Below are 18062 nucleotides of genomic sequence, written 5' to 3'. Positions count from 1 at the left end.
AGCCTAGGGGCGGCACCACAGGGGTCGCGCAGCCCCCACGGCCGCCCTAGCGTGGCGGCATGACCGCCACCCCCTCCACGTTCACGTCCCCCTCCGACGACACCGTGCTCGCGACGTACACCTGGGACGATGTCGACGACCCGGTCGGCGTCGTCCAGGTCGCCCACGGCCTCGCCGAGCACGGCGCGCGCTACGACCGCCTCGCCCGCGCCCTCAACGCCGCCGGGTACGTCGTGCACGCGACCGACCACCGCGGCCACGGGGCCTCGATCACCGGGACGCCGGGCGACTTCGGGGTCGCCGGCTTCGAGGGCCTGATCGCCGACGTCGCGGCGTACGGCGCCTCGGTGCGGGAGTCCGCCGGCGAGCTGCCCGTCTTCCTCGTCGCCCACTCGATGGGCTCGTTCGCGGCGCAGTCGGTGCTCCTCGAGCACTCCGACCTCTACGACGGCGTGGTGCTCTCCGGCTCGACGGCCCTCGACCTGATGGCCGCCGGGCTGGCGCAGGCGGAGGGCCCGGTCGGCCTCGAGGCCTTCAACGCCGGCTTCGAGCAGCGCACCGGCTACGAGTGGCTCTCCCGGGACGAGGCCGAGGTCGACGCCTACGTGGCGGACCCGCTGTGCGGCTTCGACCTCCCCGACGACACGGTGCCCGCGCTGTTCGGTGCCGCCGCGACGCTGGCCGATCCCGCGGCACTGGCCCGGATCCGCAGCGACCTGCCGCTGCTGGTGGTGTCGGGCGCCGCGGACCCGCTGGCCGGCGGGGGAGACCTCGTGCAGGTGCTCGCGCAGCGCTACCGCGACGCGGGCGTCGCCGACGTCACGGTGCGCCTGTACGACGACGCCCGCCACGAGGTCTTCAACGAGACCAACCGCGACGAGGTCACCCGCGACGTGATCGCCTGGCTCGACGCGCACCGGTGACGCCACCGGTGTCCCGCCGCGCTCGGGGACGACACCCCGGGCGCGACCGGGTCACCGGTCGAGCGGCCAGCCGCGCTGTGCCCAGCCGGCGGTGCCGTCGGTCACGTTGACCGCGTCGACCCCGTTGGACTGGAGGTACTCGGTGATCGCACGGCTGCGCCCGCCGCTCTGGCAGATGACGTGGACGCGTCGGTCGGTGGGGATCTCGGCCAGCCGCTGCGGCACGTCGTTCATGGCGATGTGCACGGCGCCGGGCACGTGGCCCCCGGCGAACTCGTCGGTCTCGCGCACGTCGAGGACGTAGCCGCCGTCGGCGTGCTGCGCGGCGAAGGTGTCCAGGTCGAGCTCGTCCGGGTGCGCCTCGGCCTCGGCGATCTGGGCGCGGATCGCGTCCATGTCGAGCTCGCGGGCCTGCTCGATGACGCCCTCGAGCGCCTGGGGCGGCAGGGCGCCGGCCTGGTTGAACAGCAGGATCCCGTCGCGGAAGAGCATCAGCGTCGGGATCGAGGAGATGCCCGCCATCCCGGCCAGCTCGCGCTCGGCCTCGGTGTCGACCTTGCCGAAGACGATGTCGGGGTGCTTCTCCGACGCGGTCTCGAAGATCGGGCCGAACTGCTTGCACGGCCCGCACCACTCGGCCCAGAAGTCGATGAGGACGATGCCCTCACCCACCACGGTGTCCTCGAAGGTGGCAGCGGTCAGCTCGCGGGTGCTCATGCGGACCAGCGTAGGAGGTGGGTCCGCACGAGCCATGGACGCACCCCCGGACCGGACGTAGCGTCCGAAGGTGGGGCCCACGGGGGTCCGGGAAGCAGGGATCGTCATGTCAGCACAGGAGAACATCGAGAGGACCAAGCGGGCCTACGCGGCCTTCAGCGCAGCAGACGTCGACGGCGCGAGCGAGGCGATCGACGACGACGTCGAGTGGATCGTCGCGGGCGACAGCGCGATCTCGGGCACGTACCACGGGAAGGAGGAGGTGCTCGGCTTCTGGATGACGCTGGCGGGCAAGGAGTTCGCCACGCGTCCGCAGTACTTCCTCGGCGACGACGAGAGGGTCGTGGTGCTCACCTCGGTCACCGTCGGTGGCGAGACGTCGGACCAGGCCGACGTGCTCACCTTCCGTGACGGCAAGGTCGTCAAGTTCCAGTCCGCCGGCGACACCGCCATGCAGGAGAGGGTCTGGGGCAGGAAGTAGCGACGGGCCCGCCGTGCGGCCGACCCCCGCCGTCCGCGTCGGGGGTCAGTCCCGCGGTGGCCGGGGGTCGGAGGGGAGCAGGCTCCAGAGCTGGGTGTCGGCACGCACTCCCGGCTTCCAGTACTCCGAGCGCAGCACCCCCTCGAGCCGGTAGCCGCACCGCTCCGCGACCGCCTGGGACGCGGGGTTGGCGACCGCGATGTGGAGCACGACGCGCTCGGCGCCCAGCTCGAGGGCCCGGTCGGTCAGCAGCGACAGGGCCCGGGTGGCGACGCCACGCCGCCGCACTCCGGGCGAGACGATGTAGCCGATCTCGACCGTGGCCGACTGCCGGTCGATGACGGGCAGCATCCCGGCCCCCAGGAAGGCGCCGCCCTCGTCGACGAAGGCGTAGGCCTCGCGCTCGCCCCGCTCGCGCCCCTCGACGTACCGCTCGACCCAGGTCGTGGCGAAGCCGTCCGGCGGGGGCTCGGGGATGCGGGTGAAGCGCAGCGACTCGGGGTCCAGGGTGAGCTCGGTCATCCCGGCCACGTGCTCGTGCGAGAGGGGGACGAGACGCAGGTCCCGGATCGGCTCGGGCATGGGGTGACCCTAGCGAGCCCGTGCCGTCGACGCAGCGCGACGGCCGGGCAGCGCCAGGAGGTCCAGGTGGTCCACGCCGACGGCGAGCGCTCCCGCCTCCAGCTGGGCGCGCCGGCGCCGGACGTACGCCGCGGCGTGGTCGTGGAGCCCGGGGTCCTGCTCGGCCGCGGCCCCGACCCATCCGTCCAGCCAGGCCGCCGCCAGCGCGGCGGACCCGGGACCCAGGTGCCAGGGGCTGGGCCGCACCACCACCCGGAGTCCCGCCTCGCGGAAGGACGCGACGGCCCGCGCCACCGCGTCGGGGCCGAGGAGGCGGCCGCCGGGACGGGTGCGCCGCTGGTGGTCGTCGAAGGCCCTTCCCATCCGCCCGTCCAGCGGGTCGCCCGGCGTCAGCGCGACCCGGCCCACCACGCTGAGCGTCACCAGCACCGGGCACCCGACGCCGGCGCAGGCGGCGACGAACCGCGCCAGCTCGTCGGTGGTGAACATGTCGAGCAGTGCCGACGCGGTGACGAGCGACGCACCGGCGAGCCCACCCGGAGCCAACCGGGTGATGTCGTCGAGGCGGGTCTCCACCGTGACCTCCGAGCCGTCCGCCGACCTCGGCGCCGGCATCGCCGAGGCGAGGTCGAGCAGCTCGGCGTCCCGGTCGTGCAGCACCCAGTGCTGGGTGCCGGCCAGCCGCGGAGCCAGCCACCGTGCCGTCGAGCCGGTGCCGCTGCCCAGGTCGTGCACCACCGAGGCGGTCGGCGGCAGCAGCGGCCGCAGCAGCCCCACGAGCTCGTCGCTGCGGGCCTCGGCGTCCGCCGGCTCCCGCAGCGCCAACCACGCCGAGCCGGCCCGCACGGGCTCCGTCGCCATCGCACCTCCCGCAGCGGGTGAACCGGACGCCGACGTCCGTCGTACCCCACCGTAGACGCCGATCCAGGAGGCCCCGGTGACCTCAGTCCGCCACGCACTGACGGCCGGTGCCGCCGCGCTGGTCGTCCTCCTCGCCCTGCTCACCGCGACGGCGGGAGCAGGTCCCGTCGGCTGGTCGGTCGGCCTCGGCTGCGGCCTCGTGCTCGTCGTCGCCACCTCTCGCGCCGCGGCGAGGGAGCAGGTGACCCGGATGGGTCCCGCCGACCTCGTCACCCTCTCCCGGGCGACGCTCTCCTGCGGCGTCGCGGCCCTGGTGGCCCAGTCCTGGTCGAGCGCGACCGACGTCGACCCGCTGGTGTCGCTGGCCACGCTCGCGCTGGTCCTCGACGCCGTGGACGGGCGGGTGGCACGGGCGACCAGGACCAGCAGCGCGTTCGGCGGCCGCCTGGACGGGGAGGCGGACGCCTTCCTCATGCTCGTGCTCAGCGTGCACGTCGCCGCCTCCGCGGGGACATGGGTGCTGGCCATCGGCACGGTCCGCTACGTGTTCGCCGCCGTGGGCTGGTGGCTGCCCTGGATGCGGGCCGCCCTCCCGCCGCGCTACTGGCGCAAGGTCGTGACCGCCACCGCGGGGATCGCGCTCACGTTCGCCGCCTCGGACCGGGGCCCGGTCGTGGCGGCGTACGCCGGGCTGGTCCTCGCCGTGCTGCTGCTCGCCGAGTCCTTTGGCCGGGACGTGTGCTGGCTGTGGTGCCGCCGGGCCACCACCACGGCCACGACGGCGCCCGCAGTCGCCACGGCGCCCGCGGCCACCACCGCGCCCGCACGCGCCGAGGCGTCGTGACCGGCGTCGCGCGCAGGACGTACGACGACGCCCTGCTCCGGGCCCGGAGCGCTGCCTGGGCTCCCGGGGAGCTCGTCGGGCAGGAGGGCTTCATGTCCGGCAGCGAGATCCTCGGGCTCGCCCGGCGGGCCGGGGTGGGGCCGGGCGTCCGCGTGCTCGACCTGTGCTGCGGCGTGGCCGGGCCCGGTCGGCTGGTCGCCGCGACGCTGGGGTGCCGCTACCTCGGCGTCGACCGCCGGGCCGACGCCGTCGACGTCGCCCGCGACCGGGCGGTCGGCCTCGACTGCCGCTTCGAGGCGGGCACGGTGCCTCCGGTGCGCTTCGGCACCTTCGACGTCGTCCTCCTGCTGGAGGCGTTCCTGGCCTTCCCGGACAAGCCGGCCCTGCTCCGCGAGGTCTCCCGGGCGCTGTCACCGGGTGGGCGGTTCGCGTTCACGGTGGAGGTGGGCCGGCCGTTGACGGAGCCGGAGCGGGGGGACATGCCCGGGGCCGACACCGTCTGGCCGGTCCCGCTCGCGGAGCTGGTGTCCATGCTCACGGCCGTCGGGCTGGACCTGCGCTGGACCGGGGACGGCACCCGCGCCCACCGGCTCGCGGCCGACGCGCTCGCCGATGCCTTCGAGGCGGACCGGGCAGCCATCTCCGCCGAGCTGGGGGAGGAGGTCGTCGACCGTCTGGTCGCCTCCCACCGGCTCTGGAGCGACTGGATGGCGACCGGTCGGATCCGCAAGGTCGCGGGGGTGGCGCAGCTGGTCGACGGAGGTGCCGGACCGCCCTGAACCGGATGGCGGAGCGCTGCGTCTTCCCGGACAGGACATCCTCACTCCGGATCGGTGGTCGTCATGCGCTACCTGGCAGCAGCAGCAGTCCTCGTGTCGGCGGCCGTCCACCTCTACCTGTGGTCGGACGGGATGCGCGACGCGGACGTCGTCGGTCCCGCCTTCCTCCTCAACGCGGTCGGGGGCGCGGCCATCGCCGTGCTGCTGGTGACGTGGCGGCACTGGGTCCCGGCGTTCCTGGCGGTCGGTTTCGGGCTGTCGACGTTGACGGCGTTCGTCCTCGCAGCCACGGTCGGCCTGTTCGGCGTCGACGAGGGTTGGACGGGGTGGGCGGTGTGGACCGCGGCGGCCGCCGAGGTGGTCGCGGTGGTGGCGGGTGCACGGCTCCTCCTCGCGGACGACCCGCTGCGCTCACGCCCGTAGCCGCAGCACCACGAGGCCGCTGGTCGTGCGTACCTCCACGGACCGGATGTCCGACCGGACGACGGAGGTGGCGGCCGGCACCTGCATGGTCGTGCCGCTGACCGAGCGCCAGCTGCCGACCTGCTCCGTGCGGCCCCCACGGGTCCGGACGAAGAGGAGGTAGTCGACCTCGGCGGGCAGGCCGTACTCCACCGAGCTCGGCTCGTAGGTGCAGGTGAGCAGCAGGCGGGTGCCCCACGCGACCCGCTCGAGGCCGAGGGTCGCCACGACGGGGACGTCACCCTGCGGGACCATCGCACGGGTCTCGACGCCACCCGGGGCGGCAGTCGACCCGGCACCGGGTGTGGACGCGGGAGCGTCCCCGTCGGTCAGGTTCGCCACCATCGGGATGCTGAGGGCGGCCACCGTGGCGGCCGCCGCGGCCAGCCCGGCGATCGCGAACGTCCGCCGCCGCCGGCCGCGACCGACCTCCCGGGTCAGGGCGGGCAGCAGGGTGGCCGGGAGCGGCGGATGGTCGACGGGGTGCTCCAGCACGGTGGCGTCGACGCGGTCCAGCAGGCCGGGCAGTCCGGCGAGGGCCCGCACCGAGCGGCCGCAGTCCTCGCACGTGGCGAGGTGCTTCTCGTAGGCCAGTCGCTCGAGGGGGCTGAGCGCGCCCAGCACGTAGGCGCCGTCGTCGTGGGCGAAGGAGCAGGTCATGCGCTCACCCCCATCTCCTCCAGTGCGAGCCTGAGCGCACGCAGGGCGTAATGGGTGCGTGACTTGACGGTGCCCTCCGGGACGCCGAGGCGCCGGGCCACCTCCGCGACCGGTCGGCCGCGGTAGTAGCACTCGAGGAGCACCGTGCGGTGGTCCGCCGAGAGGTGGGTCAACGCCTCGGCGACCACCCACGAGAGCAGGAGCTGGTCGCTCGCGTCGTCCTCCTGCGAGCGCCGCTGCTCCGGCACGTCGGCGACCGTCGTCTCCGGGTGGGAGCGTTGCCGGCGCCAGTCGTCGATGACGATGTTGCGGGCCACGGTGAACAGCCAGGAGCGGACGGCGGCGGGCGGGCCCTCGAGCACCGAGGGGTGGCGCCACGCGCGGAGCAGCGTCTCCTGGGTGACGTCCTCGGCGTGCCCGCGGTCGTTGCCCACCAGGCTCAGGCAGAAGCGCCAGAGCACGTCGGCGTGCTCGTCGTGCACCTGCTGCATCAACGCGACCTCGTCCTTCGTCACCTCACCCTCCTGCCGGGTAGACGCTCGGGGCTCCCCGTCGGTTCAGCGCGGGCTCGCGGGCCCGGTCCCAGTGTCGCCGTCGGGGCCGTACGCCGCGAGGAACCGGTCGCGGAAGGCGTCCATCCGCCAGACCGGCGCGTCGGCGCCGGGGCGCAGTCCCGGGTCCCAGCCCCAGCCGGCGATCCGGTCCGTGACGTCGGGGTCGCGCGCGACCAGCGCGACCGGGACGTCGTTGCCGGGGTCCTGGCCGGAGACGATGCTCGCCGGCTGGTGGTCCCCGAGCACCACCACGACGGTGTCGCGGTCGGCGTACGCCGTCAGGAACGACAGCAGCGCCTGCAGGGAGTACTCGATCGAGCGCCCGTACGCCGCCCGCACCCGGTCGGCGTCCGGCCAGATGTCGGTCTCCGAGGCGAGCGTCTCCGGCATCCCGGTGAAGACTGAGCCGTCGCCCACCGAGCTCCGGGCGACCATCCGCGGGGTGCGGGACCACGGGGCGTGGCTGGTGATGAGGTCGATCTCGGCCATCACCGGTGCGCGGTCCCGCGGTGCGAGCTCGAGGCGGTGGAAGGCCTCCAGCGTGTACTGGTCGGGCATCGTCGGGTAGCCGAAGCGCGGTCCGCGGTAGCCGACGTCACGCGAGTCGTAGACGTGGTCGAAGCCGTAGAAGGCGCCCTGGGGCCAGTCCCGGTCGTTGGCCGGCACGTCCGCCACCGTGCGCCAGCCCGCGCGGGCGAACAGGCTGGTGAGGGTCTGTCGCGAGCTGGTCACGAGCTGGTCGTAGCGCTGCTGGCTGTCGACCCACAGGCCCGACTGGAGCGTCGCGTGCGCCAGCCAGCTCAGGGCGCCGAAGGTGGGGGAGGTGAGGTACGCGCTGCGCGTGGTGAGGCCCCGTCGGGCCAGCCGACGCGTCCCGGTGTCCAGCACCTCGTCGATGCGGGGGGAGACGGTGCTGCCCTCCACCGCCACGCGCCCGTAGCTCTCCACGAACACGACGAGGACGTCCTTGCCGCGCAGCGCGGTGAGCAGCTCGTCCGCCGGCACGTCCCGCACCGGGTCGGCCGCCGCAGCCCGGGCGAACTCCCGCCGGTCGCGCAGCTCGGACGGGACGCGGCCGACCTGGGCGACCACGTAGCCGGCTGTCTCGGCGGAGGCGACGGTGCCGGCCCCGGCCCGTACGCCGAGCAGGCTGAGCACCAGCCAGAGCGGGAGGAGCACGGCGACCAGCCGGCCGGAGGCCGTCCGGTGCCGCGCCGCGACGCCGGTGACGCGCAGCACCGACAGGGGCACCAGCACGAGCACGGCCACGACGACGGTCGCGGCCGCCACGAGCAGGACGGTGCCCAGGGCGCCCTCGACGGAGCCGCGCACCGTCTCGACCAGGTCGCCGGCGTAGCGCCAGTCGACGAGGGGGTCGAAGGGCCGGTTGAGGACCTGGAGGAAGCCCACGTCGAGGAGCTTGAAGACCACCACCAGCGCCAGCAGGACGCCGCCCGCGAGCGCCACCACCCGGCGTACCCCCGCCAGACGCGGCGGCAGCGCCAGCACGACCACGAGGTAGGCGAGCGGCTCGACGGGCAGCCGGACGAGGTGGGCCGGCGTCACGCCCTCGAGCCGCTCCGGGACCGCGAGCGCGAGCAGCACGAGCGCCGTCGCCGCGACGGTGAGGGTGGCCCTCGCGACGCCCGCGCGACGCGGCGGGGGACGGTGTTGAACCTCGGGCACGGCCCCTCCGTTCAAGGAGTCAGGAAGCCTCACCGGAGGGAACGTGCCCGGGGCCCCGCCGGTTCACGAGGGCGAGGTCACCGGAGCGGGACGGAGCGCGATGTCAGCACAGGCCCGGGCGTTCTGGGTGCGCGAGCCCGGCGTCGGCGAGATCCGTCCCGAACGGCTCCGGCGACCGGGGCCGCAGGACCTGCTCGTGCGGACCCTGCGGAGCGCCGTCAGCCGGGGCACCGAGGCCCTCGTCTTCGGCGGCCACGTGCCGCGGGACCAGTACGACTCGATGCGCGCGCCCTTCCAGGACGGAGCGTTCCCCGGGCCGGTCAAGTACGGCTACCTCAGCGTCGGCCTCGTGGACGCCGGCCCGGCACGACTGCGCGGTCGGACGGTGTTCTGCCTGCACCCCCACCAGACGGCCTACGTCGTGCCCTCGTCCGCTGTCGTCGCCGTCCCGGACGGCGTCCCGGTCGCGCGCGCGGTCCTCGCCGGCATCGTGGAGACGGCCGTCAACGCCCTGTGGGACGCCCCGCCGCTGGTGGGGGACCGGGTGGCCGTCGTCGGGGCCGGCCCGCTCGGCTGCTGCGTCGCCCGGTTGGTCGCGCGCGTGCCGGGCGCCTCGGTGACCCTCGTGGACGTCGACCCCGCTCGGGCCGCCGCGGCCGCGGCCCTGGGGGTGGAGTTCGCCCTCCCCGACGACGCTGCGGGAGGGTGCGACCTGGTCGTGCACGCCAGCGCCTCGTCGGCCGGCCTGCAGCGCTCCCTCGACCTGCTGGCGCCGGAGGGCACCGTGCTCGAGCTCAGCTGGTACGGCGACGCGACGACCACGCTCTCGCTCGGGGGCAGCTTCCACTCCGGCCGGCTGAGCCTGCGCGCCAGCCAGGTCGGCCGGGTGGCGCCGGCCCGCCGCGAGCGTCGTACGACGTCGCAACGGCTCGCGCTGGCCCTCGAGCTCCTCCACGACGACGCCTTCGACTGCCTGCTCACCGGGGAGTCGGCCTTCGCGGACCTTCCCGCGGTGATGCCCCGCCTCGCCTCCCGCGAGCTGCCCGCGCTCTGCCACGCGGTGACCTACGACGAGGAGGCGCCGTGTTCGAGGTGACCGTCCGCGACCACATGATGGTGGCGCACAGCTTCCGGGGGGAGGTCTTCGGTCCCGCCCGGCGGATGCACGGGGCGACGTTCGTGGTCGACGCGACCTTCCGCGGCGAGGTGCTCGACGACGACGGGATCCTCGTCGACATCGCGTGGGCGACCGAGGCGCTGCGCGCGGTGGTGGGCAGCCTGACCCTCCGCAACCTCGACGAGGACCCGACGTTCGCGGGCCGCAACACCACGACCGAGGTGCTCGCCCAGCACGTCGCCGACCGGTTGGTCGAGGCCGTCCGCGCCGGTGGCCGGGCTGGTGACGGCGGCGTCGCCGCGGTCCGCGCGACCCTGCACGAGTCCCACGTCGCCTGGGCGAGCTTCGAGCGGTCGCTGTGACCGCCCACCGCGTCCACGCGCTCGTGCCGCAGAGCATCGCGGACCCGCGGTGCCCGAGCGGGGGCAACACCTACGACCGTCGGGTCTGCGACGCGTTGGGCCGCGCCGGGTGGAGGATCCGCCTCGTCGAGGTGGACGGCGGCCGGCCGTGGTCGTGCGCGGTCGGACGCGACGCGCTGGCCGACGCGCTGGGGCAGGTGCCCGACGGCTCGGTGGTCCTGCTGGACGGACTGCTGGCCACTCGCCTGCCCGGCGTGGTCGTGCCGGCGTCGCGCCGCCTGCGACTCGTGCTCGTGCTGCACCTGCCGGTCGGCGTGGAGGACGACAGCGACGAGGTACGCCGCGCGGAGCGGGAGGTCGTGTGCTGCGCGGCCGCCGTCGTGGTGCCGAGCAGGTGGTGCCACGACTGGGTGCGGACGACGTACGGCCCGGACCTCGAGAACGTCCACGTCGTCAGCCCCGGGGTCGACCCCGCAGGGCTCGCCACCGGCACCGCCGACGGCACGGCCCTGCTCAATGTCGGGACCCTGGCGCCGGTCAAGGGGCAGGACGTGCTGCTGGCCGCCCTGGCCGAGGTCGCCGACCTGACGTGGCGCTGCGCGTGCGTCGGCCCCCTCACCGCGGTGCCGGCCTTCGTGACCGGCCTGCAGCGGCGCGCAGTCGAGCACGGGCTCGAGGACCGGTTCCTCCTCCTGGGCCCCCGGACCGGTCCCGATCTGGATGCGGCGTACGCCGGGGCCGACGTCCTCGTCCTCCCCAGCCGGGCGGAGACCTACGGGATGGTCGTCACCGAGGCGCTGGCCCGCGGGATCCCGGTGATCGCGTCCCGGGTGGGAGGCGTCCCGGAGGCGGTGGGCAGGGTCGACGGCGACCTGCCCGGCATCCTGGTCCCGCCGGGCGACCCCGTCGCCCTCGCGGGCGCCCTGCGGCGGTGGCTCTGCGACCGTGGCCTCCGCCGTGCGCTGCGTGCCGCGGCCGTGGGCCGGCGCGCGGAGCTGACGGGGTGGCCGACGGCAGCCCGCGAGCTCGGGCACGTCCTCCTCGAGGCGGCGTCGTGAGGCGGCCGTCCTCGTCGCGGGCGCACCGGTCCCGGATGCCCTGGCGGTGGCTGGTCGGGGCGGGGATCCTCGCGCTCGTGCTGCACCGGACCGGGAGCGGTCCCGTCCTCGCGGGCCTGCGGGCCCTCGACCTGCCGACCGTGGCCCTGGCCTGCGCCGTCACCGTGGTCACGACCGTCGCGTGCGCGTGGCGGTGGCGACTGGTCGCAGGTGAGCTCGGCGTGGCCATCGGGCTGCCGATGGCCGTCGCGGCCTGCTACCGCGCCCAGCTCCTCAACACGGTGCTCCCCGGAGGCGTGCTCGGCGACGTGCACCGCGGGGTCGCCCACGGACGCTCGGTGGGTGCCACCGGCGCCGCCCTGCGCGCCGTCGGGTGGGAGCGCTTCGCGGGCCAGGTGGTGCAGGCGGTCCTGGCGATCGTGGTGCTGACGATTCTGCCGTCGCCCGCGCGGCCGGTGCTTCCCGCGGCCGCCGGGCTGGTGCTCGCGTGCCTGGCCGCCCTCGCATGGCTGGCCCTGCGGACGCCCGGGGGAGGCGGGCGGTGGTGGCGCAGGTCGCTCCACGCGATCCACGACGACGTGCGCCTCGGCCTGCTGGTGCGACGGTCCTGGCCGGGGGTGGTGGTCGCGTCGGCGGTGGCGACGGTCGGGCACGTCACGGTCTACCTGCTCGCCGTACGGGCGGTCGGCGTGAGCGCTCCACCGGCGACGGTCCTCCCGCTCGCCGTGCTCGTCCTCGTGGCGGCGGGCCTTCCGCTCAACCTCGCCGGCTGGGGTCCCCGGGAGGGCATGGCCGCCTGGGCCTTCGCCGCGGCGGGGCTCGGGGCCGGGCCCGGCGTGGCTGCCGCCGTGGCGTACGGCGCGGTCGTGCTGGTCGCGAACCTGCCCGGCGCGGTGGTGCTGCTCGCCGTACGGGGTCGGCACGCTCCCGGACCCGCGGGGGAGCACCCGGCTCCCGCCCCCCGGACCCCGCTGGCCGTCGGGGGCGGGTCCGATGCCTGAGCGGCCGTACACGATCCTCAGCTGCAGCGTCTCCCTCGACGGCTACCTCGGTGGTGCGACCCAGGAGCGCCTGGTGCTCTCCAACGAGGCGGACCTGGCCCGGGTCGACGAGGTGCGAGCGGCGTGCGACGCCATCCTCGTGGGGGCGGCGACGGTGCGTGCGGACAACCCCCGGCTGCTGGTGCGCAGCCCGCAGCTGCGCCGGGAGCGCCGTGCCCGCGGGCTGCCCGAGTCGCCGACCAAGGTCACCGTCACCGAGCGGGCGCACCTCGACGCGCGCAGCGACTTCTTCGCAGCCGGGGACGGCGAGAAGATCGTCTACTGCGCCAGCGAGGCGGTGCCGGTCGCCCGCCGGCGCCTGTCGAGGGTGGCCACCGTCCTCGACGGCGGCCGGCACGTGGAGCTCGGCCGGCTGTCCGAGGACCTGCACGACCGCGGGGTGCGGCGGCTCATGGTGGAGGGCGGCGGACGGGTGCACACGCAGTTCCTCACCAGCGGCGCCGCCGACGAGCTCCACCTCGTGGTCGCGCCGTTCTTCGTGGGCTCCTCGCGAGCACCCCGCTTCGTCGGCGACGGCGCCTTCCCGTGGCACCCCGGCCACCGCGCCCGGCTGGTCGAGTGCCGCCAGATCGGCGACGTGGTGCTGCTGCGCTACGCCCTCTCGGCACGGTTCGGGGCGACCGCATGAGCAGCGGGCCGGCGGTCGTGGCCACCGTCCGCAGGGCCGTCTCGTTGCCCGTGCGCGTCCCCGACGGCTCCTCGGTCCCGGCACGACTGCTCACCTTCGACGGCCTGGTCGACGGGGGTGAGCACGTGGCCCTGGCGCTCGGGGATCGCGTGGGGCACCCGGCCGTGGGCGCTGCGGGGGTCCCCCTGGTGCGACTGCACAGCGAGTGCCTGACCGGGGACGTCCTCGGCAGTGAGCGGTGCGACTGCGGGCCCCAGCTCGACGAGGCGGTGGCCCGGATCGCGGCGTCGGGCGGCTACCTGCTCTACCTGCGCCAGGAGGGGCGAGGCATCGGCCTCTACAACAAGGTGGACGCCTACGCCCTGCAGGAGGCGGGCCTCGACACCTACGAGGCCAACGTGGCGCTCGGCTTCGACGAGGACGAGCGCGACTACTCGGTCGCCGTGCAGATGCTGCGGGCCCTGGACGTCGACCGGGTGCACCTGCTCTCCAACAACCCGGACAAGGCTGCCCAGCTCGCGGCGGGAGGGGTCCGGGTGGAGCGGCTCGTGCCGACCCGGGTGCACCTGTCCCGGGCCAACGGCGGCTACCTCGCCGCCAAGCTCACCCGCGGGCGGCACCGGCTCCTGCTGTGAGGGGACCTACCACCCGCGGGTGCGCCACTCGTCGAGGTGCGGGCGTTCGGCGCCCAGCGTGGAGTCCCCGCCGTGCCCGGGGTAGAACCACGTGCCGTCCGGGAGGGCGCCGAAGAGCTTGGCCTCCACGTCGCCGAGCAGCTGTCGGAAGGCGTCGGCGTCGCCGCGGGTGTTGCCCACCCCGCCGGGGAAGAGGGAGTCGCCCGTGAGGAGGTGCCCGCCCCCCTCCGGCCAGTACAGGCAGATCGAGCCCGGCGTGTGGCCGGCCACGTGGATCACCTCGAGGTCGCACGTGCCCACGGCGATGCGGTCGCCGTCGCCGACCCGACGGGTCACCTCGACCCCGGTCTGCTCGGTGATGGCGTCGGCGTCGGCCTCACCGGCGACGACCATCGCCCCGGTCGCGGCCACGACCTCCGCGAGCGCACGGTGGTGGTCCCAGTGCTGGTGGGTGGTGACCACGGTGGTCAGCGACCCGTCTCCGACGAGCTCCAGCAGCCGGGGTGCGTCGGCCGCGGCGTCGACGAGGACGAGCTCGTCGGTCTCCGTGCACCGCAGCAGGTAGCAGTTGTTGGACATCTGGGGGTCCACCGCCAGCTTGGTGAGCGTGATGCCCCCGATGCGGCGTACGCCGGGCGGGCCGCCGGGCGAGACGTCTCCGGTGTAGCCGCTGTCGTCCACGCTGTCGTTCACCACGAGGGCACCTCCGGGAGTCGGTCCTGGTCCACGGTCAGGTCGGCACCGTCGCCGCGGCCGGTGAGCCACCACCCCAACGAGGAGGCGTCGCCGGTGACGTTGGCCACGGCGGGGCCCTCGCCGAAGTCCCACGTCCGGGCGAGGTCGCGGGCCAGCACGCGGAACGGCTGGGGGTACGGGCGCCTGGTCATCGACTCGACGAGGACGGCGCAGAACGCCGGCGGCCAGTCGGCCGCCGTGTAGCCGGCCCCGAGGTCGGCGTGGTGGATCTCCACCTCCCTCAGGCGCATCAGGGGGACGGTGGCGACGGACAGTGTCGAGCCGGCACCGGGCGTGCGCTCGAAGCGCCGCTTCCAGTCCTCGCCCGCCACCGCCTCCGCCCCCCGGTCGAAGCAGTGGGTGGAGGCCAGCACGCGCTCCCGCAGCTCGCTGACCTGCGCTTTCGCCAGCTCCTCGATGTCGGCGTCCCGCGCCTCCTGGGAGGCGTACATCGGTCGCGACTCGCCCCGGGCCGCAGCGCTGAGCACCTCCTCGAGGGCCTCGGCGTTGAGCGCGAGGTGGGCCACGACGTGGGCGCGCGTCCAGCCCGGCAGCAGCGACGGCCGGGCCATCTCGTCGGCGTCGAGGGCGTCCACCGTGCGCACCAGTCGCTGGTTGGCCCCGGCGAGCAGCTCGAGCTGGGTGGGCACCCACGGCGGGGCCTCGGCCCCCGGGTCGGGGGGAGCGGTGTGCGTCATGGCTGTCATTCAACACACACGTAGGGGTGCTGTGCAGCCCCGTAGGATCGAGAATCGACCGCGCGGCGGGTTGCAACCCGGCGCGGCGTGACGAACACTTGTTCGAACCCACCCTTCCTGCTCGAGCGACCGCTCGGACACGGACCCCCCTGCGCAGTGAGGACTACTGTGGCCGACCAGCTGATCATCCGCGGTGCCCGCGAGCACAACCTCAAGGACGTCTCGCTCGACCTCCCGCGTGATGCGCTCATCGTCTTCACGGGCCTGTCGGGCTCGGGCAAGTCGAGCCTGGCCTTCGACACGATCTTCGCCGAGGGACAGCGCCGCTACGTCGAGTCGCTGTCGGCGTACGCCCGGCAGTTCCTCGGCCAGATGGACAAGCCGGACGTCGACTTCATCGAGGGGCTCTCGCCCGCGGTCTCGATCGACCAGAAGTCCACCTCCAAGAACCCGCGCTCCACCGTCGGCACCATCACCGAGGTCTACGACTACCTGCGCCTGCTCTACGCCCGCGCCGGCCGTCCGCACTGCCCCGTCTGCGGCGCCCCGATCGAGCGCCAGACCCCGCAGCAGATCGTCGACAAGGTCCTCACCCTGGAGGAGGGCGCCCGCTTCCAGGTCCTGGCGCCGGTCATCCGCGGCCGCAAGGGCGAGTACGTCGAGCTGTTCCGCCAGCTGCAGACCGACGGCTTCAGCCGCGCCCGGGTCAACGGCGAGACCTACCCGCTGGCCGAGCCGCCCAAGCTCGACAAGCAGAAGAAGCACACCATCGAGGTCGTCGTCGACCGGCTCGCGGTCAAGGAGTCGAGCAAGCGCCGGCTGACCGACTCGGTCGAGACCGCGCTGCGGCTCGCGAGCGGCCTGGTGGTCTTCGACTTCGTCGACCTCGACGCCAAGGACCCGGGCCGCGAGCTGCGGTTCTCCGAGCGGATGGCCTGCCCCAACGAGCACACCATCGACACCGACGAGCTCGAGCCCCGCTCCTTCTCCTTCAACTCGCCTTTCGGCGCCTGCCCGCAGTGCCACGGCCTCGGCACCCGGATGGAGGTCGACCCCGAGCTGGTCGTCCCCGACTCCCGCGCGACCCTGGGCGAGGGCGCGATCCAGCCGTGGAGCAACGCGCACGTCGCGGACTACTTCCTGCGCCTGATGAACGCGCTCGGCGAGGAGCTCGGCTTCGACCTCAACACCCCGTGGGACGAGCTGTCGGCGAAGGCCCGCACGGCGATCCTCGACGGCCACAAGACCAAGGTCCACGTCGTCACCAAGAACCGCTACGGCCGCCAGCGGTCCTACTACGCCGCGTTCGAGGGGGTCCGTCCCTACATCGAGCGCCGCCACCAGGAGGCCGAGTCCGACACCAGCCGCGAGCGCTTCGAGGGCTTCATGCGCGAGGTGCCCTGCCCGGCCTGCCGGGGCAGCCGCCTCAAGCCCGTCTCGATGTCCGTGACCCTCGGCCCCCTCGAGCAGGGCGGCAAGAACATCGCCGAGGTCTGCGCCCTGCCGATCAACGAGGCCGCCGACTACCTCCGCACCGTCGAGCTCTCCCAGCGCGAGAAGCAGATCGCCGAGCAGGTGCTCAAGGAGATCCAGCAGCGGCTCGCCTTCCTCCTCGACGTCGGCCTCGACTACCTCTCGCTGGACCGGCCGTCCGGGTCGCTGTCCGGGGGAGAGGCGCAGCGCATCCGGCTCGCCACCCAGATCGGTGCCGGGCTCGTCGGCGTCCTCTACGTCCTCGACGAGCCCTCCATCGGCCTGCACCAGCGCGACAACCAGCGGCTCATCGAGACGCTCGTCCGGCTCAAGGACCTCGGCAACACCCTGATCGTGGTCGAGCACGACGACGACACCATCCGCACCGCCGACTGGGTCGTCGACATCGGTCCGGGCGCCGGCGAGCACGGCGGCCAGGTCGTCCACAGCGGCAGCGTCAAGGACCTCTACGAGCACCCCGACTCGATCACCGGGCAGTACCTCTCCGGCCGTCGCGAGATCCCGGTCCCCGAGGTACGCCGCCCGCGGACCAAGGGTCGTGAGCTCACCGTGCACGGGGCCAAGGAGCACAACCTGCGCAACGTCGACGTGAGCTTCCCGCTCGGCGTCTTCTGCGCGGTGACCGGGGTCTCCGGCTCGGGCAAGTCCACGCTGGTCAACGACATCCTCTACACCTCGCTGGCCAAGCAGATCTACAACGCCCGCACCGTGCCCGGCCGGCACACCCGGATCAGCGGCACCGAGCACGTCGACAAGGTCATCCACGTCGACCAGTCGCCGATCGGCCGGACGCCGCGGTCCAACCCCGCGACGTACACCGGTGTCTTCGACCACGTCCGCAAGCTCTTCGCGGCGACCCCCGAGGCCAAGGTGCGCGGCTACCTCCAGGGCCGGTTCTCGTTCAACGTCAAGGGCGGCCGGTGCGAGGCGTGCTCCGGCGACGGCACGATCAAGATCGAGATGAACTTCCTGCCGGACGTCTACGTCCCGTGCGAGGTCTGCCACGGTGCCCGCTACAACCGCGAGACGCTCGAGGTGCACTACAAGGGCAAGACCATCGCCGAGGTCCTCGACATGCCGATCGAGGAGGCCGCCGAGTTCTTCGCGGCCGTCCCGCCGATCGCGCGACACATGAAGACGCTGTGCGAGGTCGGCCTCGGCTACGTCCGGCTCGGCCAGCCCGCCACGACGCTGTCCGGCGGCGAGGCGCAGCGCGTCAAGCTCTCCAGCGAGCTGCAGAAGCGCTCGACGGGCCGCACGGTCTACGTCCTCGACGAGCCGACCACGGGCCTGCACTTCGAGGACATCCGCAAGCTGCTGCTGGTCCTCGGCAAGCTCGTGGACGCCGGCAACACGGTGCTGGTCATCGAGCACAACCTCGACGTCATCAAGACGGCCGACTGGCTGGTCGACATGGGTCCCGAGGGTGGCTCGCGCGGCGGCATCGTGGTCGCGGAGGGCACGCCGGAGACGGTCGCCGCCCACCCCGAGAGCCACACCGGCCGCTACCTCGCGCCGCTGCTCGAGGGCCGGGCCGCCAAGCAGCCGCGCGGTCGGGTGGCGCCGAAGGAGGAGCCGCCGACGCGGTTGGCCAAGAAGGCCGCCCGCAACGCGGCGGCCAAGAAGTCCGCGGCCAAGCGCAAGGCCACCGGGTAGGCCACCGGCCGGTCCACGGGCGCGGCTGGGGACGGTGTCCTACCGTGGTGGCACCCGTTGACCTGATCG

The 18062-nt window shown here is 74.2% G+C and carries 20 protein-coding genes; 12 read left to right on the top strand and 8 right to left on the bottom strand.

Annotated elements, in window-relative coordinates; translation table 11 throughout:
• Nucleotides 1-59: 59 nt before the first annotated feature.
• Nucleotides 60-923, top strand: coding sequence for an alpha/beta fold hydrolase (locus ASG94_RS00985; protein ID WP_056924586.1), 864 nt, complete (start codon nucleotides 60-62; stop codon nucleotides 921-923).
• 51 nt (nucleotides 924-974) lie between these two features.
• On the opposite strand, the gene trxA is transcribed toward ASG94_RS00985, so the two are convergent.
• Entirely contained in the window at nucleotides 975-1640 is a 666-nt protein-coding gene (gene trxA, locus ASG94_RS22585; RefSeq protein WP_082623851.1) for a thioredoxin, read from the bottom strand.
• Nucleotides 1641-1746: 106 nt separating this feature from the next.
• On the opposite strand from trxA, the gene ASG94_RS00975 reads away from it, so the two are divergent.
• Nucleotides 1747-2121: a nuclear transport factor 2 family protein gene (locus ASG94_RS00975; RefSeq protein WP_056924585.1), complete on the top strand. Its 375-nt coding sequence runs from the start codon at nucleotides 1747-1749 to the stop codon at nucleotides 2119-2121.
• Between the two features lie 45 nt (nucleotides 2122-2166).
• Here the strand turns inward: ASG94_RS00975 and ASG94_RS00970 are convergent, their stop codons facing one another.
• Together ASG94_RS00970 and ASG94_RS00965 are read right to left on the bottom strand one after the other, a co-directional pair.
• On the bottom strand, nucleotides 2167-2703 hold the full coding sequence (locus tag ASG94_RS00970) for a GNAT family N-acetyltransferase (RefSeq protein ID WP_056924584.1): 537 nt from the start codon (nucleotides 2701-2703) through the stop codon (nucleotides 2167-2169).
• A gap of 9 nt (nucleotides 2704-2712) precedes the next feature.
• Nucleotides 2713-3564, bottom strand: a complete 852-nt coding sequence (locus ASG94_RS00965) for a class I SAM-dependent methyltransferase (protein ID WP_056924583.1) — start codon at nucleotides 3562-3564, stop codon at nucleotides 2713-2715.
• A gap of 76 nt (nucleotides 3565-3640) precedes the next feature.
• On the opposite strand from ASG94_RS00965, the gene ASG94_RS00960 reads away from it, so the two are divergent.
• The 3 genes from ASG94_RS00960 to ASG94_RS00950 all read left to right on the top strand — a co-directional run bounded on the left by ASG94_RS00960 (nucleotide 3641) and on the right by ASG94_RS00950 (nucleotide 5610).
• Nucleotides 3641-4408 (top strand): CDP-alcohol phosphatidyltransferase family protein, encoded by a 768-nt coding sequence (locus ASG94_RS00960; RefSeq protein ID WP_082623850.1) that lies wholly within the window; start codon nucleotides 3641-3643, stop codon nucleotides 4406-4408.
• Nucleotides 4405-5187: a class I SAM-dependent methyltransferase gene (locus ASG94_RS00955; protein WP_200957997.1), complete on the top strand. Its 783-nt coding sequence runs from the start codon at nucleotides 4405-4407 to the stop codon at nucleotides 5185-5187. The genes ASG94_RS00960 and ASG94_RS00955 overlap by 4 nt, the downstream gene beginning before the upstream one ends.
• 63 nt (nucleotides 5188-5250) lie before the next feature.
• Complete coding sequence (locus ASG94_RS00950) at nucleotides 5251-5610, top strand: hypothetical protein (RefSeq protein ID WP_056926199.1); 360 nt, start codon at nucleotides 5251-5253, stop codon at nucleotides 5608-5610.
• On the opposite strand, the gene ASG94_RS00945 is transcribed toward ASG94_RS00950, so the two are convergent.
• From ASG94_RS00945 to ASG94_RS00935, 3 genes are read right to left on the bottom strand one after another with little or no spacing between them, the layout of a single operon-like run.
• Nucleotides 5599-6309, bottom strand: a complete 711-nt coding sequence (locus ASG94_RS00945) for an anti-sigma factor family protein (protein ID WP_056924582.1) — start codon at nucleotides 6307-6309, stop codon at nucleotides 5599-5601. The two genes, ASG94_RS00950 and ASG94_RS00945, sit on opposite strands and share 12 nt — an antisense overlap.
• Complete coding sequence (locus ASG94_RS00940; RefSeq protein ID WP_056924581.1) at nucleotides 6306-6824, bottom strand: sigma-70 family RNA polymerase sigma factor; 519 nt, start codon at nucleotides 6822-6824, stop codon at nucleotides 6306-6308. Before ASG94_RS00940 ends, ASG94_RS00945 begins: the two co-directional genes overlap by 4 nt.
• Nucleotides 6825-6866: 42 nt before the next feature.
• Complete coding sequence (locus ASG94_RS00935; protein ID WP_082623849.1) at nucleotides 6867-8549, bottom strand: sulfatase-like hydrolase/transferase; 1683 nt, start codon at nucleotides 8547-8549, stop codon at nucleotides 6867-6869.
• A gap of 100 nt (nucleotides 8550-8649) precedes the next feature.
• Between ASG94_RS00935 and ASG94_RS00930 the strand changes: the two genes are divergently transcribed.
• The 6 genes from ASG94_RS00930 to ASG94_RS00905 are packed head-to-tail and all read left to right on the top strand — an operon-like array spanning nucleotide 8650 to nucleotide 13410.
• Nucleotides 8650-9645, top strand: a complete 996-nt coding sequence (locus ASG94_RS00930; RefSeq protein WP_056924579.1) for a zinc-dependent alcohol dehydrogenase — start codon at nucleotides 8650-8652, stop codon at nucleotides 9643-9645.
• Nucleotides 9633-10028, top strand: coding sequence for a 6-pyruvoyl trahydropterin synthase family protein (locus ASG94_RS00925; RefSeq protein WP_056924578.1), 396 nt, complete (start codon nucleotides 9633-9635; stop codon nucleotides 10026-10028). Before ASG94_RS00930 ends, ASG94_RS00925 begins: the two co-directional genes overlap by 13 nt.
• Nucleotides 10025-11086, top strand: a complete 1062-nt coding sequence (locus ASG94_RS00920; RefSeq protein WP_056924577.1) for a glycosyltransferase family 4 protein — start codon at nucleotides 10025-10027, stop codon at nucleotides 11084-11086. Before ASG94_RS00925 ends, ASG94_RS00920 begins: the two co-directional genes overlap by 4 nt.
• Nucleotides 11083-12087, top strand: coding sequence for a lysylphosphatidylglycerol synthase transmembrane domain-containing protein (locus ASG94_RS00915; protein WP_200957996.1), 1005 nt, complete (start codon nucleotides 11083-11085; stop codon nucleotides 12085-12087). The genes ASG94_RS00920 and ASG94_RS00915 overlap by 4 nt, the downstream gene beginning before the upstream one ends.
• Nucleotides 12080-12775: a RibD family protein gene (locus ASG94_RS00910; protein ID WP_056924575.1), complete on the top strand. Its 696-nt coding sequence runs from the start codon at nucleotides 12080-12082 to the stop codon at nucleotides 12773-12775. Before ASG94_RS00915 ends, ASG94_RS00910 begins: the two co-directional genes overlap by 8 nt.
• Nucleotides 12772-13410 (top strand): GTP cyclohydrolase II, encoded by a 639-nt coding sequence (locus ASG94_RS00905; protein ID WP_056924574.1) that lies wholly within the window; start codon nucleotides 12772-12774, stop codon nucleotides 13408-13410. The genes ASG94_RS00910 and ASG94_RS00905 overlap by 4 nt, the downstream gene beginning before the upstream one ends.
• A 6-nt stretch (nucleotides 13411-13416) precedes the next feature.
• Here the strand turns inward: ASG94_RS00905 and ASG94_RS00900 are convergent, their stop codons facing one another.
• Both ASG94_RS00900 and ASG94_RS00895 read right to left on the bottom strand, forming a co-directional pair.
• Nucleotides 13417-14103, bottom strand: a complete 687-nt coding sequence (locus tag ASG94_RS00900) for an MBL fold metallo-hydrolase (RefSeq protein ID WP_235537077.1) — start codon at nucleotides 14101-14103, stop codon at nucleotides 13417-13419.
• The gene (locus ASG94_RS00895; RefSeq protein ID WP_056924573.1) at nucleotides 14100-14843 is read right to left on the bottom strand and encodes a maleylpyruvate isomerase family mycothiol-dependent enzyme; all 744 of its coding nucleotides are present in this window, start codon (nucleotides 14841-14843) and stop codon (nucleotides 14100-14102) included. The genes ASG94_RS00900 and ASG94_RS00895 overlap by 4 nt, the downstream gene beginning before the upstream one ends.
• 168 nt (nucleotides 14844-15011) lie before the next feature.
• On the opposite strand from ASG94_RS00895, the gene uvrA reads away from it, so the two are divergent.
• Nucleotides 15012-17993, top strand: a complete 2982-nt coding sequence (uvrA, locus tag ASG94_RS00890) for an excinuclease ABC subunit UvrA (RefSeq protein WP_056924572.1) — start codon at nucleotides 15012-15014, stop codon at nucleotides 17991-17993.
• Nucleotides 17994-18062 lie beyond the last annotated feature (69 nt).

Source organism: Nocardioides sp. Soil805, from assembly GCF_001429625.1.
Classification (GTDB): Bacteria; Actinomycetota; Actinomycetes; order Propionibacteriales; family Nocardioidaceae; genus Nocardioides.
The sequence above is the reverse complement of the archived record's forward strand: the minus strand, read 5'-3'. Positions and strand labels throughout refer to the sequence as shown.